14 protein-coding genes and 2 tRNA genes are annotated in these 15,769 nt (G+C 37.3%); 3 read left to right on the forward strand and 13 right to left on the reverse strand.

What is annotated here, in order from left to right; all coding sequences use genetic code 11:
• Nucleotides 1–94: 94 nt before the first annotated feature.
• Nucleotides 95–1,327 carry a proteasome-activating nucleotidase gene (locus tag HY987_RS02470; RefSeq protein WP_292755273.1) on the reverse strand — a complete coding sequence of 411 codons (1,233 nt, stop codon included), beginning with the start codon at nt 1,325–1,327 and terminating at the stop codon, nt 95–97.
• 161 nt (nt 1,328–1,488) lie between these two features.
• Between HY987_RS02470 and HY987_RS02475 the strand changes: the two genes are divergently transcribed.
• Nucleotides 1,489–1,965 (forward strand): multiprotein bridging factor aMBF1, encoded by a 477-nt coding sequence (locus tag HY987_RS02475; protein WP_292755275.1) that lies wholly within the window; start codon nt 1,489–1,491, stop codon nt 1,963–1,965.
• A 122-nt stretch (nt 1,966–2,087) separates the two neighbouring features.
• On the opposite strand, the gene HY987_RS02480 is transcribed toward HY987_RS02475, so the two are convergent.
• The 10 genes from HY987_RS02480 to nikR all read right to left on the reverse strand — a co-directional run bounded on the left by HY987_RS02480 (nt 2,088) and on the right by nikR (nt 12,552).
• Nucleotides 2,088–2,474 (reverse strand): DUF356 domain-containing protein, encoded by a 387-nt coding sequence (locus HY987_RS02480; protein WP_292755277.1) that lies wholly within the window; start codon nt 2,472–2,474, stop codon nt 2,088–2,090.
• A 4-nt stretch (nt 2,475–2,478) separates the two neighbouring features.
• Nucleotides 2,479–3,747, reverse strand: a complete 1,269-nt coding sequence (locus HY987_RS02485) for a hypothetical protein (RefSeq protein WP_292755279.1) — start codon at nt 3,745–3,747, stop codon at nt 2,479–2,481.
• Nucleotides 3,748–3,792: 45 nt separating this feature from the next.
• Nucleotides 3,793–4,227 (reverse strand): hypothetical protein, encoded by a 435-nt coding sequence (locus HY987_RS02490; protein ID WP_292755281.1) that lies wholly within the window; start codon nt 4,225–4,227, stop codon nt 3,793–3,795.
• Between the two features lie 66 nt (nt 4,228–4,293).
• Nucleotides 4,294–5,877, reverse strand: coding sequence for a Mur ligase family protein (locus HY987_RS02495; RefSeq protein ID WP_292755283.1), 1,584 nt, complete (start codon nt 5,875–5,877; stop codon nt 4,294–4,296).
• 474 nt (nt 5,878–6,351) lie between these two features.
• Nucleotides 6,352–7,770, reverse strand: a complete 1,419-nt coding sequence (locus HY987_RS02500; RefSeq protein WP_292755285.1) for a Mur ligase family protein — start codon at nt 7,768–7,770, stop codon at nt 6,352–6,354.
• Between the two features lie 132 nt (nt 7,771–7,902).
• Nucleotides 7,903–8,979: a phospho-N-acetylmuramoyl-pentapeptide-transferase gene (locus tag HY987_RS02505; protein ID WP_292755287.1), complete on the reverse strand. Its 1,077-nt coding sequence runs from the start codon at nt 8,977–8,979 to the stop codon at nt 7,903–7,905.
• A gap of 424 nt (nt 8,980–9,403) precedes the next feature.
• Nucleotides 9,404–10,537, reverse strand: a complete 1,134-nt coding sequence (locus tag HY987_RS02510; protein ID WP_292755289.1) for an acetyl-CoA carboxylase biotin carboxylase subunit family protein — start codon at nt 10,535–10,537, stop codon at nt 9,404–9,406.
• Between the two features lie 349 nt (nt 10,538–10,886).
• Complete coding sequence (gene hycI, locus HY987_RS02515) at nt 10,887–11,318, reverse strand: hydrogenase maturation peptidase HycI (protein ID WP_292755291.1); 432 nt, start codon at nt 11,316–11,318, stop codon at nt 10,887–10,889.
• 16 nt (nt 11,319–11,334) lie between these two features.
• A complete protein-coding gene (locus tag HY987_RS02520; RefSeq protein WP_292755293.1) occupies nt 11,335–12,105 on the reverse strand; it encodes a methyltransferase domain-containing protein in 771 nt (256 codons plus the stop codon).
• A gap of 39 nt (nt 12,106–12,144) precedes the next feature.
• A complete protein-coding gene (gene nikR / locus HY987_RS02525; protein WP_048200335.1) occupies nt 12,145–12,552 on the reverse strand; it encodes a nickel-responsive transcriptional regulator NikR in 408 nt (135 codons plus the stop codon).
• 648 nt (nt 12,553–13,200) lie between these two features.
• Here nikR and HY987_RS02530 point away from each other — a divergent pair.
• A complete protein-coding gene (locus HY987_RS02530) occupies nt 13,201–13,602 on the forward strand; it encodes a CBS domain-containing protein (protein ID WP_292755299.1) in 402 nt (133 codons plus the stop codon).
• A 486-nt stretch (nt 13,603–14,088) separates the two neighbouring features.
• Here the strand turns inward: HY987_RS02530 and HY987_RS02535 are convergent.
• Together HY987_RS02535 and HY987_RS02540 are read right to left on the reverse strand one after the other, a co-directional pair.
• A tRNA-Gly gene (locus tag HY987_RS02535) sits at nt 14,089–14,162 on the reverse strand.
• A 2-nt stretch (nt 14,163–14,164) separates the two neighbouring features.
• Nucleotides 14,165–14,238, reverse strand: a tRNA-Gly gene (locus tag HY987_RS02540).
• 679 nt (nt 14,239–14,917) lie between these two features.
• Here HY987_RS02540 and HY987_RS02545 point away from each other — a divergent pair.
• Nucleotides 14,918–15,370 (forward strand): universal stress protein, encoded by a 453-nt coding sequence (locus HY987_RS02545; RefSeq protein WP_292755304.1) that lies wholly within the window; start codon nt 14,918–14,920, stop codon nt 15,368–15,370.
• Nucleotides 15,371–15,769 lie beyond the last annotated feature (399 nt).

Raw genomic sequence — 15,769 nt, forward strand, 5'->3', positions numbered from 1 at the left:
TTAATAGAATTAAAACCGTTATGAATTAAACTAAACTTAAATATAAGTTAAAAATAAAAAATAAGAGGATATTATCCTCCAAATAACCTGGATTTTATCCGTACATCACTCCAGCTTCTTTTCGTATTTCTTCGTCACGTTCCATGCCGATGATCTTATCCACGGCGTCCAGGAAGTCGTTCATAACCACAATGGGTCTTTCTTCCCTTATGGCGAACATACCTGCCTCGGTACAGATGGCTTTAAGATCAGCTCCGGAAGCACCTTCACTGAGGGTGGAAACCAGCTCTATGTCCACATCTTCCTCTAAGGTCATTTTTTTAGTGTGGATTTTGAGTATTTCTCTCCTACCATCCTCGTTGGGTATGGGTACTTCAATGAAACGGTCGAACCTTCCAGGTCTGAGTAAGGCCGGGTCCAGGATATCGGGTCGGTTGGTGGCGGCAACTATTCCCACATCTCCCCTTCCTTCAAATCCGTCCATTTCTGCTAAAAGCTGCATGAGGGTTCTTTGAACCTCACGGTCACCGCTGGTGGAACTTTTAAGTCTTTTAGCGGCAATGGCATCTATTTCATCTATGAAAATTATGCTGGGGGCTTTTTCCTTGGCCAGTTCAAAGACACCACGCACAAGGCGAGCTCCTTCTCCAATGTATTTCTTCACGAATTCAGATGCCACGATTTTTATGAAGGTGGCGTTGGTTTCGTGGGCCACGGCTTTGGCCAGTAATGTTTTACCAGTACCAGGAGGTCCATAGAGGAGTACTCCTTTTGGTGGTTCTATTCCAATATTGGTGAATAGTTCTGGTTTTTTAAGCGGTAATTCAACGGTCTCTTTTATCTCTACAATCTGTTCTTCGAGTCCGCCTATCTGTTCGTAACTTACATTTGGCTTTTCTTCAACTTCCATACCAGTTACGAGTGGATCTTTTTCGGATGGTAAAACACTGACAATGCTGAATGTCTGCTGGTTAAGTGCCACTCTGGCTCCTGGTTCCAGGGACTTTTCATCTAAGAAACGAGAGTAGCCAATTACAAAGTGGGGGCCGGTACTGCTCTTTACCACTACTTTCCCTTCATCTAAAACTTCAGTTACAGTGGCAATTACCAGTGGGGGTGATCTGAACCTTTCGATTTCCCCGCGGAGAGATTTTACTTCACGGTCCAGTCGCATCTTCTCGTTTTCAATCAGAAGCTTGTCTTTTTCCAGTTTCCGGACCTTCCACATCAGATTTCTTTTGGTCTTGGCATTATCCTCTTTCAGGATTTTTATCTCTTTTTTAAGGTCTTCTATCTTTTTTAAGATGTTTTGTGATGTTTTTTCCATCTTACAAGTTCACTCCTCATTAGGTTGGTGAAAAATAATATCGGCTTATATTGATATTATTTATTGGGTTTATTGTCCTTAATAATATTTAAGTATTGAGGTGTTCTAAGTATATACCAATTAAACCATAAAGATTACCAATTAAAACTAAAGGGATCATCATGAGATGTGAGATATGCGGAAAAAAGGTTATTGGAAAGCCAGTTAGGACGAAAATCGAAAATTCAATTATGTTAACATGTAATGATTGTTCAAAATTCGGCAAAGTACAGAGAGAACCCCCAAAGCCCCAGCGTGGTCCTGGTAGCAGGGCCCCTGCAGGGAGAAGACGGTCATTTAGATCTCAGGAACCGACACATGAAGTTATTGAGGATTATCAGAAGATAATAAGGGAAGGACGGGAGAAGAAAGGTTGGTCCAGGGAAGATCTGGGTGAAAAGATATATGAGAAGGTTTCAGTGATACACCGTCTGGAATCCGGGAAAATGGTCCCTGATCTGAAGCTGGCACGGAAACTGGAAAGAACCTTAAAGGTAACTCTCCTGGAAAAAACAGAACAGGCACAAATGGATGATTTGGGCGGCGCGCACATGCGAAAAGCCACCATTGGAGACATAGCCCGGATCAAAAAGGGATGATAAGTCCAGTTTATATCCCTTAAATACCCTTTTTTTAGTTAAAATAGTGCTATGCTAATTTTAGGAAGTAAATCCCATTAAAAAAAGTTTTTGTACTGACCCTAATAGTACAAAGATATTTTTTAACTTTTATTTTTTCTCGGGTCTTTTACATCTTTTTGTTTTTTGGCAGAATAATATCCTTTAAGTGGGGGAAGGGTGCTGAAAATTTTCTTCACCTTTTCCCATTGAGGATACTCTTTACTTATAACCACTATATGTGCTGGGGGGTGTATTTTTCTTATCTGGAGAATACTACGGGTCGTATCTTCTTGAACTGATACTAAAACAGCGATTTTAGATTTCGACCTCAATTTAGCATTTAATATGCTCCGGGCATATTTATCTGCCAGTTCGGTGTCAATAAGTTTAGGGGTGCCGTTGATCTTGAGCCCGGCATGTCTTTCAATATCCGCCAGACTGTTAAGAATTTTAGTCTGGTTTTCAGCACGAATAAGTATTAGAGTCATGGTTTTACCTCCTTTTTTTAAGGAAGGAACTGATTAGTGTGCTGCGGAATAACACCAGAATTATCAGTATCAGTCCAATTGCGGTTTGTATGCTTCCTACAATGTCCAGTATTGATGTGCTTATGGGAAGATTCCATGGTGGGGAGGTTCGGCCGTCAGGAAGGGGTTTGAAGTAAACTCCCACAGAACGGGTGCTTTCCACGATGTTTATATCCTTCGGTTCAATGTAATTCACCCCTACCAAAAGACCATTATCTATAGCATTGTTTATGGCAGTGGCTATTGTGGCACTATTATAACCATTCTTCTTAACTGAATAGGTGACGATCTCATCAGTGGTTTCACTAACACCAGCCGCATCAGTTCCGTATACTGAAACAGTGGTACTGTTACTGGTGACAGTTATTTTATCCTTCAGAGCATCGTAGGCGTAAACAGTTTTTAATGGTGTTCCATCATAGGGACAGGTTTGGTAGTTCTCTGCTGCAGGGTATGCAACGCTCCACCCATCAGTGGGACATTCTTTAGCGTATGGTTCATCCATGGGATAACCAGTTGTGTTCAGTTTGGATGGGGTGAACATGTCTCCGGTGGTTATGGAAGATACCAGGTTATTTCCTCCTCCACCATATTTTTCACCGGATTTCACGGCTACATTTTCAAATGCCGCACCTAAAATCTCAGTGGCAGGATATCCGTCACGAATCATTTTACCAATCATAATTGCAGTATCCTGACGAACTGTTTCAGCAGTTCCGTATAGGGGGTTACCGTGAGTGTTACGCAGGTGTATTATGGCTCCTTTCTGGCCTGCGGGAAGTGTGGCCAGTCCGGATGATACTGGTGTGGCAGTTATGGTTCCATCACCAGCCACAGTTACCACGTAGGCGTCAAAGGATCCTCCCACTGCAGCTCCGATGGTGGGGCCTCCGGTCATTACCCTTATACCAGAGTAACTGCTTGCTGCACTGGCGGCTTCTGATGCCGTTGCACCGTTATTAAGCCGGTTAATGGTTTCTACAATAGCTGCCAGTCGAGGAGTACTGTTACCTTCTCCCCCTGAGAGTACTGTGAAATGTTTCTCTTTGGACATGATGAAGGTGGACTGGAACATGTTCTCTGCAAATGACATACTGCCTGCTGCGGCCCCATTGGGGTCTGTTCCAGTGGGGTCGGTGATAATAACTATGTTGCAAGTTGCAGCTGCGGTGTTAACCAGCAATGCCAGGGTTACCAGAAGCACCAGAATTCTCTGTAAATTGTTCTGAATCATATTGTTTTCACCTTAATTCCTTCTTTCAGCCTCAAACTTCACCCGTCAGCTACTAGTTTCATTTATTTGTACAGTAGAAAAGTCTTCAATGACATTAACGGTTAATATACCTGTTGCTTTATCCAATTTCACATCAACCGCTTTAATAGGGGTTACCTTTGTACCGGGGATGGTGGAAAGCATGGCTGCCTGACGCGCATTTTCCAAGGCTTCATTCAAAGGAACCTTTCGTTTGCTGGTTATTAATGTGTCTCCCTGGATATAACTCCCACTTCTAAAACCCACGTTGGCAATGTTAGTTTTGATTGAGTCACTGGGCACTATGTCATTTCCCTTAACTATAACTCCTGATATTGCAACTCCATCTTCCGTTCCATTAGAGGAGGCATAGGACATGTATGACATCAGTCTTCCGGATGTGATAAGAATAAATGCCAACATCAGAATAATCAGGGTATCTCTTCTTACCTTTATGAACATCTTTTTTCACCTGCTATCTTTACGCTATCAATTCTTAATTAAGTTATCTTAAGTTATTTTGTAAAATTATCTTTGTAAATCCATCAAATTATCTTTTGAATCTATCAAAATTTTAATATTTTCCTTATATTTAACTGCTGCTTCACCAATGCATACTACTGCATCTGCATCGCATTCTAATCCTTTTTTAAGGCCTTCAACTACCTGTCCTTCGGTGGCTCCCAGGGTCCCTTCACGGAATTTCTCAGGTTCTACAGAGGGTACTATGATCTTTTCCGATGAAATATATTTTTCTGCAGCCAGTCGGGAGTAGTAAGATGCAGGTATAATGAAATCGGCATTTGTAATGGCAATCCGCATAATATCCATGTCTCCACTTTTCCCGGATTCAGATGAGATGGTTATGACTACTGCTAATTTATCATAGGTTTTATTAAGTTCTCTGAGTACTGTTTCAACTCCAGAAGGATTATGGGCATAATCTACAATCAAATCCAGATTTTTACCCTTATAAATGTATTCTAAACGTCCTGGAACTCCTTTAAATGTTTTAAGATATTTTTTAATTTCTTCCAGAGGTATTTTTAATAATTCATGGGCAACGGCAATGGCTCCTAGGGCATTGTAAACATTGTGCAGTCCGGGGATGCTCATTTCCATTTCAATCTTTTGGTGGGAAGTTTCCAGGATAAAACTGTTGTTTTTGATATTTGTAGCCAGATAATCAGGGAAGTGACGTTTCAAACCACACTGGCAGTCATAATAGCCTACTCCTGATAACGTTTCCATAAGGGTGATCTCTCTTCCACACCAGCATTCTTTCTTACTTTCACCCTGGGGGGCATGTTCAACTCCAAAAGTTACTACTTTCCCCTGATAATCCACCTTCGAAATGAGTCCTCCTATGACTGGATCATCTCCATTAATCACCACAGTTTTCCCCCGGAGTTCTTCCAGGAGTTCGCCCTTTATGAGGCTGTAATACATGAAATCACGCCCATTGTTCAGGTGATCCGGGTTAATGTTGGTAATAACACCACAGGAAGGATGACAACGGTCCAGTATGAACTTCAAATCTCCCTTATTTCCTTCCGTACCAGTTTCCACCACAGCAATATCTCCATCCAATCTGCACTGTAATGGTGGGATGTAGTCAATATTCCCTTGAAGAGTCATGAATCCGTGTTCTGTGGGTTTAAATCCTGCATTGTAGCAGAAATGCTTCAGGAGAGTGGTGGTAGTGGTTTTACCATTGGTTCCTGTGATACAGATCACTGGTTTATCAGGGGTAATTTGCTCTAGAAGATCATCCACTTCCATCAGTTGGGCGGGGCTGTCTTCTATCTTTCGGAACAACTTCGAAGTTCTCTTGAGGCTGGGAGGGGGGATTATATAATCAGATGAATTAAAAAACGATTCAGGATGTTCATTCAGGTAAATTTGGGTGTTATAATCCGTTAAAGTATAAAGGAATGGGCAATTATTTGAATTATGGATGTCGGTGCATATTACCTGATAACCATGATCCATCAGGACTCTGGCAACCAGGTTCCCCACAATCCCACAGACACCGATGACTCCGTAGGTTTCCATTCTTTTTTGAGGAATTTTCTCCACCTCAGATGAATGCTTGTCCATATCAGTACTCATTTTATTTTAACACCGACTTGTTTCTATAATTTCTTTTTACGTACCAGTTAATACTTCTTATTATCTTATATGTTGATTAAAGTGGTAATCATATCTTTGGAATAAAATATTTGTAATTTTTTAGTATGTGATTGTGTTAATATTGTATCTGGATTAACACTAAGAATAATTCAACAGGTTAATTTGGATTATTCCGTTAATGATATTTGATTTACAGTTTTATAGGAATTTATCAAGGCTATTTTTATTATTTGACCTTAATAAATTCATTTATAAATAATTTATTAATAAGGATGAATAGCAACTATTACTTTTTTTTGAGAGCGATATTGCAATGATTTAAAGATCACGATTAAATTTTGAAATTAATTAATTATAATGATCAAGATAATTACTTAGGCTTAAGATTGAAATAAAAACATTAAAATACTAATTTTTTGGTTAACCCAAAGTGAAAATATTAAGACCAAGGATTTATTCAGAAGCTATATTTTTTAAAACATCTGATGCAGGGTCCATACCTTGAGCACCGATTAGAAGTATGGTTTCATTCTTATGGGCTGATTTTAAAGCCTTTTTTAATGCATCCACCAGAGTTTCATAATAGGTGTAATTGATTTCTTCCTTTTGCAGTACCTCTATAAATACCTTTTTCTCAGAGGGTTTAACCCAGTTAGCATCATCCACCACATCCTGGCTGCTGGTCAATATTAAGTTATAATTAATCTTTTTTATGGAATCAGCAACAGCTTGGGCATTTAATTTGTTAAGGGAGTTTCCTCTGGAACCTCTGATGGCACAAACCAGATGAAACTTTCCTGATGCTGAATCGGCAGCACTTTTTATGGTGGCTTTGATACCCTCTGGATTGTGGGCGAAGTCATCAATGATGAGAGGTTCAGTTCCCAGTACAGCGAATCTTCTTTTTAATGGTTGGTATGATTTAACAGCGCTCCGGATGATTTCTGGATTAATCTTAAGAGCAAGAGCCGTGCTCACTGCTGCAAGGGTGTTCTGAATGAAATGAGGACTCTTAAATGGGAGATCTTCCAGGGGGATGAGTAATTTTCCTTCATGAACTATTCCCTCATTCCTGAATTCGACATCGGTTCCGGAGCCATAGAATATCACTTCTGAATCAGGGGGGACCATACTCTGCATATCACGTATCAATGGATCATCATGGTTTAAAACAACATAATCTCCTTTGAATCCGTTTAATGTGCCTGAGATTTCTTTCGATGCTTCTTCCAGCGAATTCACCAGGCCTATATGATCCATGGCAACGTTGGTGAGAACCACTACTTGTGGTTGGACGGCACGGGTCATGAGATGGGCATGGTCCGCCATGGTCCGGTCATCCCATCCCTGAACCTCTGAAACCTCCAGAACAACGGCATCAATGTTTCCCTCAAACTCGGCAATCTGTTTGGCTACCATGGGGTCTATCAGGGTGTTAAACTCTGATTCGGAATCAGTGTTGGTGTGAGCAGTGTATCCTGCTTCAGTAAGAATGGTGTGTATCATGTGGGTGGTAGTGGATTTCCCATTGGTCCCGGTTACCACTATTCTAAGAGAATCTGGGGTGTACGTATTAAGAGCCCAGCTGATGGCGAAGGCATTAATCAATTCGATTTTTCCAGTTAAAATAATTGGAAAATCAAGTTTTTTGGCTATTTCAATGGCGTTTCCACGGGCATCCTGGGTTATCACACAGGAAGCACTCTTACGTGAGGCTATTTCCACACCAGTTTCATCAATCCAGTGCCTTATTACCGCATCACCTTTTCCAGCATCCTTTAAAATATTGAATATGCCGCTTGTGATCCGGTTATTACCAATTAACTCTCCCTGGCATTTTTTAGCCAGGTCTGCGGTGGTAAGTTCTTTCATTGTATATTTCCTGTCCCTGAATTATTCCAAAAGATTTAATTCTCAGAATTTCGATTTTTTTTGTTATTTTTTTATACTAGTCTTAATTATTTCCATGAAACTACTATTAAAACCGCTTATGGATATTAAAGACTAAAGTATAAACTGGTAGGTGGCGATGGCAGTTACACAAATTATCAGGGTAATTAACCAGTAAAGGATTATTATCTTTTTCTCAGAGAGTCCCTTGTAATGTAAGGTGTGATGTAATGGTTCAACTGGTAATTTTATGATATGTGCCCGGTGCATAAGGCTGACAATTACGGAAATGATTGGTATGGTAAGGGCAATAACTGCAAAGTAGATTACATCTCCCAGAAAACCGGCAGTGATGTATCCGGCTCCCAGTGCAAAGGAACCTGTATCTCCCATGATTATACTTGCAGGATAACGGTTGAAAACCAAAAAACCAGCTGAAACTCCAGTTAAAATTGCAAAAGGAACTGCTGCAGTGGGGTTTCCGGTGATCATTGAGAAAATGGCACATGAAGCAGATGCAATGGTTAAGATACCTGCAGCCAATCCATCCATTCCATCAATAAGATTCACTGAGTTAATAGAACCGATAATACCAAAGATCACCACGGGTATGATAAAAATTCCTGCTTCAAATCCTAAAACTGCGCTGCTAACTGCGCCAGTAGCTGCCAGGAAAATTCCGATAATGATCTGGGCTATTATTTTATCTCTTTCTTTTCCTTCAGTTTTGATAGGTGTTTTCCCGGTTATCTCGACTTTTCCATCATTTAATAAATCAGGAAGATCACTTCTGGCCTTTTCTGTTGCAACTCTAGCTTCTTCTCCGGGTTTAAGGGTCAAACGCCCAATAGTTATAGGTTTGGAGGTGATGTTACGTGCCACTTTCTGCACTTCTTTGATCTTCAATCCTAAAAGATCATCAAGCAGCCCAACTAAACCCGCGCTTAACATGATCAGAACGGTGAGGACCAGATTTTTTTCATTAAAATAGAATGCTGCAGCCAGTGCTGCGCCCAGGAGCATGGCCAGGCCCCCCATGGTGGGGGTGCCAGTTTTATGTTTGTGTTCGGTTACTATGGGACTGTCAGTCACATCAGCATCCTTCAATATCTTACGGACGAAGTAAGTGAAGAATATCGTAGCTAAAAATGTTAGAATAAATGCTAAAATCAGTGTCTCTGTATTGCTCAATGTACCACCTGTAAATAATGAAATAAATACCCGGAAATTTCAATAAACTAAATTATTCTCATGAAAATTTCAATGAATTAAATACTTCTCTGAAATGAATACTCTAAATATTCATAGTATAATCTAAATGCATAGTCCAATTTGTAATTGATATAGATTAAATTGTAATATATGTGAATATCTCTTTTTAAAGATTACTTTATTTTAAGCAGTCTATTTATTATAACTATTTCATGGATTAGTATTTAAGCCCTATATTTCAAGAAATTTAGTATTTAAGCCCTATATTTCATGGATTAGTATTTAAAGTTCATTTAAAGTTCCATTTTTTGAAGTTAATTGAAATAAAGTAACTTAAATTTAGGTTATAAACTTATCAGATAACCCATATTATATTACTTAATTTTTGAATAATATTTGTTATTCATTGGATTTTTTCCAAATTCAAATTAAGTTTTCCCGCAGTTTTAAATGCATTGCTTTCGTCTTTGCCCCGAATTGTTATTCGCTGATGGTTTTTAGGACCGTGAATTATCCAGCTATTTTCTCCCTGAAATTCCCGGAACTGGTAACTGTTACGATCACTTGGATAGTCCCCCACTGGTATTTCCAGGGCAAAATACTCTTTTCTCTGTTTAACCACCTGATCAGCACTCCAGGAGCCAGTGGCCATATCCACCATTTCCTGCAATGGGTTTATGCCACATGATGCTGCGGTTAGGTAACGGGTCCCACTGGGTCTGGTGTTTATCTCCAGCACGAATGTTTCATTATCTGCCTGGTTTAATATTAGATCCAGGTCTGATGTGCCCTCAACACCCATAAGTTCCCCTATATCTCTGGTAATCATCCTAATGGTATGATTGAGTTCATGGGTATCGATATTTTCCACATTAAGTGGTGCTTTTTTTATTTTATGTAAGGGATGGATGCAGTCAAGGGTTGTTCTACCTTTATAAACTGGAACCAGGGGAACAGATTGCCCATTCCATCTTAAAATTTCAATGGATATTTCAATTCCATCTAGAAATCGTTCAGCCAGGGCACTATCATATTGTTCCAGGTAAGCTTGCACATCATCGGGGGATAATGCAATTTTAATATCTTTACCACCCTGTCCCTGGGCCTGTTTAAGAACCAAAGGAAATTCATTTAACTCCTGTCCCTGACCAGAATTGATTAAATTGTATTCTGGGGTTCTTATATTATTTTCCACCAGGAATTTTTTGGTTTTAACTTTATCCCCTGAGATTGAAACGGCATCAGGGGGTGATGCTACCACTGGCAAACCATAATCTCTTTCCAATTCTTCCTTAAGCAATGCCACATCAAAAAGGGGGCCGTCAATCCCTATAAGGGGGACTACTCCATCAACATCTTCTTTAATGGCGATTTCTTTAGGATGTTCCATCCCACGGGGGACAATGTAATGGGAATCAGCCAAACTCAGATTTGGTGATTCAGGGTTTGATTCAGTGAGAACAGTACTTATTCCATTATTTTTGGTGTACAGGGCCACATCATCAAACAGACGAGCCCCAATAAACATTAATTTCATATTCATGGCCTATTTTTTAGTTTTATTATCCTAATTGATGTAAAATAGATTTATCTAAATTCATTGATTTTAGCGAATCATACAGTAAATTTAGGGAATCATACAGTAAAAATTGTTTACTAATTCCAGTGTTATGATTTCCAGGTTATAATAAATTAAACTTCTGTTTTAATGATAACTTTTTTATTCCCCATATCTCTGGTGAAAATGGATATTAGGAGATTCTTTTACCTTTATGCAACATTAAGGCCGAAATAATTGATTTGAATCCTTTAATTCTTAAAAATAGTATTTTTGTGTATGGTCCTGATGTCATTTTGCTTTAATCATCTTAATCATTATTAGGATTTTAAAATGTTTTTAGTAGATGATTGAATAACTTTAAAACGTAATTTAGACTTTCCTGGACTTCAGGAGATGTTTCATAAATTAAATCCATATTTTTGGGTTGTATTCCCAGTAACATAATCTTAGTAGGGGTGGTTGATTCTAGATATTTGATGAGGAACGATAATGGCATGGCATGGGTGGATATGCTGTAGTTTGCAATTTCTTCCTTGGATACTAACCTTATATGGCCCGGTGTTTCATTCATTTCCACGGCATCTAAGAGGATGAGATGGCTGGGGGTTTCTCTTTTTATGGCACCAGTGAAATTTTCAGGTACGGTTTTCCCATCAAAAACAGTGATATTTTCATTTTCAAGTATGGATAATTTTTGGGCCAGAATAGATCCCAGACCATCATCGCCCCTCATTTCATTCCCGATTCCCAGTATCACTATTTTCTCTGAATTTTTAAGAAACTGGTTCAATTGAGGCTCTAAGAGTATCTAAACCACCCCCCATGGAATATTTTAATTTTAAAATAATTTCATCTCCCTTTTCCACATCCAACTTGTTTGTTGGGACGAGAAGAGGTGGATTTAGCATTGGTGTTGGTCCACAGATAAAATTAGGGGTTAGAAGGGTGAATGTTGTAATTTTAACCCCTGAAACTGTTCCTTTATTGTTAATGGGAATGGGGATGCTGTAATGAATTTTAGGGTTGATATATTTTTTAAAATCAATTTTATCATATATGATAAGTTTGCTCATTAATTGATGCTGTGGAGTTACTCCTTCATGGTAACAGAGGTGGGCAATGTTCGCATCCACAGCTTCCACTCCATTAAAAACCCCACAGGGAATGATATCTCCATCTTTTTTCAGATATTTTTGCACAGAATTAAGTACTGGAACCTGGTCTTCATCAATTAGAGCAGTGTCCATCATTTCACAGATTATAATATCTGCCTTTTCAGGAAAAAAAATTGTTTTTGCATCGCTTACCATTAGGGAAACGTTTTTAAATAGTCTAAGATTCTTCTGGGCGATTTGGGCTGTAAAAGGATCTTTTTCTACGGCGTATACGAAACGGGATAGTGGGGCCGCCCAGGAGCTTAGTACTCCTGAACCGGTCCCTAAATCATATATGATGCCCTTGGATTTTTCAGTTATTACTTCGTAAAATGCTGTCAGACGTTCGATATCTGAGAGCAAGTTTTGTTGATAGGATGTAATTTTCATCCTGTTTATCTTGTGTAGGAAATGTATTATTTTTTTTGTCTAATTTTGTCCGCTGGCGGTGCTGGTTAATTTAACGTGTTCTACTCCTTTGAGCCTCATGATCTTTTCGGTGAGGTCACGGATGTATTTAACGTCTCCTTTAACGACTACTACTTCCAGGCAGTGTTTTTCAGTCATGTGCACGTGCATAACAGCGTTGATATATTCTCGGAAGTCGTGCTGGATGTCAGTGAGGTCTTCCATTACTCCAGTGTAGTGATGGTCGTAGATAACAGCAATAATTCCTATACGGTCGCCTTCCATCTCTTTCATCCACTGGTAACGGACAATATAGTCTTTTAATGCGTCTCTGATACCTTTAGATCGGGATTGGTATCCTCTGTCTTTTAATACTTCGTCGAACTCATTTAACAACTTTTTGGGTAACGACATGCTTATTCTCATCATATTTGTTCCCTCCGGAATTGTTTAATATTATATTACAGTTTTATGGTATTTAAATGTTGCAGAATACTTCAAATATTGTTCATAGTCAACAATTTTTAATAGTGAGACATGAACATTTTTTTGTTTAATATAAAAATCTTGATATATAAACCTTAGCATATCTTAATAACTTCATACCACAATCAACTGTTTTCATGATCATCCCGTATTGGGCCCTAATTAACAGGTTTTAAGATTATTTTAATATTTTAAGAGTGTTAATTTTATACAAAATTGATAAATTTACTTATTATGCCTTTAATTTTTTTAAATTGCACTTATATCAAAATTAAACTTTGATTCAGCTGAATTGAAAAGAAAATTTCCAAAACTAGTTCATACTAAATTTGCATACTAATTAAAAATCCACTGGAATTTGCGGAAATTTTATGTTAATTTAAGGTTTTTCTAAGTGGGTCCCTCATAATTTCTTGGTGGTCCCTCATAATTAAATAATATTTTCTTTTAAAAATAAAATTAGTATGAAATAGTTTTACTTATCCATACTAAACTTTACTAATAATGTGAGGTATACTAATAACTTGAGTTAAAATGTAACTTGAGTTAATCATGATCCATTTTGTATGTTGTTCTAATAAGGGTGAGAAAATGAAAGTTAAAGAGGCAATGAACCAAGATGTTATAACCATCACTTCCAGTACTCGTCCACCAGAGGCTTTTCAAAAGATGTACAAAGAAGGGGTGCGAAGGCTTTTTGTTATGGATGAGGACGGTGAACCTTTGGGGGTGGTTTCTTATTCCGATCTTATTGGAGTTTTGGGAACCATCAAACCGTCGGCCAAAGATGCAGTTTCACTTCAAATCACGGATATAATGTCCAAAGAAGTCATCACCATTTCTGCAGAGGATGGAATAGAAGATGCTGCTAACCTAATGTTAAGGGCAGATATATCTGGTTTATTGGTGCTGGATAAGGATAAACCAGTGGGAGTAATCACCAAAACAGATATCTGCAGAATGGTAGCTGCAGAACTTTTAGTACCTTTCTGAGTATTTCCCAACTTCCTTTTTCCAATTAATTCCTTTTTTCATTTTTACTCATTTTTTACATTTTAAGCTTTTTCACATTTACACCTTATTTAATGAAAAACTTATGGATTTCCAGGATTATCATCCGAAAGTGATTTAAAATAAGATATTAATAAAAAATGGATATTTTAAATCGATATTTTGGTTTTAAAACCTAAAAAACTTATTTATCACCTAATCTCAAATTTACTCCAATAATATAACTCTAGTTTACATTTAGATTCTGGTTTACATATGGATTTATTTTTCTTGGATTTCTAGGGAAATTCTTATAGTGGATGCAAATCATGGGGTTAAGTGTAAATTAATTTGTGAGTAAGGGTGAAAATTTAAGTGAAAATTTAGTTGTATAAATATAAATTAGGTGAAAATTTTTTGAAAAAATAATGTCTTGAAGTAAAAGGTTGATGTTCTTAGGGGGATAACCATCGTAAAATAAGGAAAAAGTGCGGCTGCCGGGATTTGAACCCGGGTCGTAGGCTTGGAAGGCCCAAGTCCTAACCAGACTAGACTACAACCGCAATGCGGCGTCCGGGATTTGAACCCGGGTCGCTGGCGTGGCAGGCCAGTGTCTTAACCAGGCTGGACTAACGCCGCATACCCTGATTTTTCCGTTCATCTTATTTATATCTTTAGGTTTTCCATTGTATTTTATTGAAGTTTTTAGTGGGTATTAACTCAGAGAAAGATTATGATAGGGTCAGATTTGACTGAAAATACCTTTTAACCGTATATTCAATGGTTTAATTACAATTAAACTTTTTTATAACACCTAAAATATCATAATTTAGATTATACAACTTATATTAACCAAATAATCTGTAGAAATAAAAAATTATCCGTTAAAATGATCTAAATTCGGGTAATAACTTAAAAAAATGATAATTAAGAACATTTTTTTACTAATATTTCTTTTTAATTATTTTTTTTATATTTAATGCATTATAATATTTTTATATTAAATAAGGCACTGATTTGTGGTATAAAAATATGTAAAAATTATTTGTTTAGATTTAATGAGTTACTGTTTCTGTATTAAGAGTTATTTTCAGTATTAAGACTTATTGTAGTTTTGTTTGATTTGTGGATTTATTGAATTAGAGTCCTGTAAAATAATTAGAGTCCTGTAAACTGTATAACCAATTTTTATCCGTGTCCAAGTGATCTCACTGGGGTGATGTTAAATTAATTTTACAAAATCTATTTTTATTAAAATTTTTAAGGCTAATCAGGGTTAAATATTAATTCTTAAGATTACAATAGTAAACATGGAGGGATGAGACTGTATAAAAAAATATTACTACCCACTGATGGCTCAGAATATTCTGAAAGAGCTGGAGAACATGCTATATGGATTGCTGATAAAAGTTTTTCACAGATAATCATCTTAAATGTAATTGACACTTCTTATCTAAGATCCATACCTCAACAAGATCTAGAATTAAGTTTGGAAGAACAATTCAAGGCAGAAGGGAACATGGCAGTTGGAAAATTTTCAAGAAAGCTTGAAGAAAACCAATGTGATGGTAAATGTAAAAATGTTCAGGTTATTTCCCTGATTAAAAAGGGTAAACCTGCTGATGAAATATTAAAAACCATTGAAGAAGAAGGAATCGATCTGGTGGTTATGGGAGCTTCTGGTAAACATGGATTAAACCGATTATACCCCGGAAGTGTCACAGAAAGAGTGGTGCGATCTGCCAGATGCCCTGTTTTAGTGATAAAGTGATTTTTCATCACTCCTATTTTTTAACAAGCCTATAACAACATTATAATCTCAGATTACCCTAATTCTCAGCACATATAAATCTCTGAGCACATTACTCATCTTAATTACATACCCTCATTAAATTTAAATTTCATCATTTACTAAAAAGCATAAAACAAAACTATTAATCGTTTTAAAGAGAATTAAATAGCTATAACTTCTTTTAGATAGATCTTTATTCATTGAGTTTAATTATTCCTCTGCCGTAATCTTTATATTGTAGTTATTTCTATCAATACAAATTGAATTAGGAGTGTCTCTTATAAGTCCTGTTGTGGCTTAAAATGTTTAATAATAGTTTAGATTTAGTTCATAGAATAAATTGATAGTTCTGTAACTCTAAATTAATTTAATCATGAA

The organism is Methanobacterium sp. (genome assembly GCF_016217785.1).
In the GTDB taxonomy this organism is placed as follows: Archaea; Methanobacteriota; Methanobacteria; order Methanobacteriales; family Methanobacteriaceae; genus Methanobacterium.

Coding starts and splice junctions, on each gene's coding strand:
- HY987_RS02470 (WP_292755273.1), bottom strand. CDS start 1,327: ATGGAAAAAACATCACAAAACATCTTAAAAAAGATAGAAGACCTTAAA.
- HY987_RS02475 (WP_292755275.1), top strand. CDS start 1,489: ATGAGATGTGAGATATGCGGAAAAAAGGTTATTGGAAAGCCAGTTAGG.
- HY987_RS02480 (WP_292755277.1), bottom strand. CDS start 2,474: ATGACTCTAATACTTATTCGTGCTGAAAACCAGACTAAAATTCTTAAC.
- HY987_RS02485 (WP_292755279.1), bottom strand. CDS start 3,747: ATGATTCAGAACAATTTACAGAGAATTCTGGTGCTTCTGGTAACCCTG.
- HY987_RS02490 (WP_292755281.1), bottom strand. CDS start 4,227: ATGTTCATAAAGGTAAGAAGAGATACCCTGATTATTCTGATGTTGGCA.
- HY987_RS02495 (WP_292755283.1), bottom strand. CDS start 5,877: ATGAGTACTGATATGGACAAGCATTCATCTGAGGTGGAGAAAATTCCT.
- HY987_RS02500 (WP_292755285.1), bottom strand. CDS start 7,770: ATGAAAGAACTTACCACCGCAGACCTGGCTAAAAAATGCCAGGGAGAG.
- HY987_RS02510 (WP_292755289.1), bottom strand. CDS start 10,537: ATGAAATTAATGTTTATTGGGGCTCGTCTGTTTGATGATGTGGCCCTG.
- HY987_RS02520 (WP_292755293.1), bottom strand. CDS start 12,105: ATGAAAATTACATCCTATCAACAAAACTTGCTCTCAGATATCGAACGT.
- nikR (WP_048200335.1), bottom strand. CDS start 12,552: ATGATGAGAATAAGCATGTCGTTACCCAAAAAGTTGTTAAATGAGTTC.
- HY987_RS02530 (WP_292755299.1), top strand. CDS start 13,201: ATGAAAGTTAAAGAGGCAATGAACCAAGATGTTATAACCATCACTTCC.
- HY987_RS02545 (WP_292755304.1), top strand. CDS start 14,918: ATGAGACTGTATAAAAAAATATTACTACCCACTGATGGCTCAGAATAT.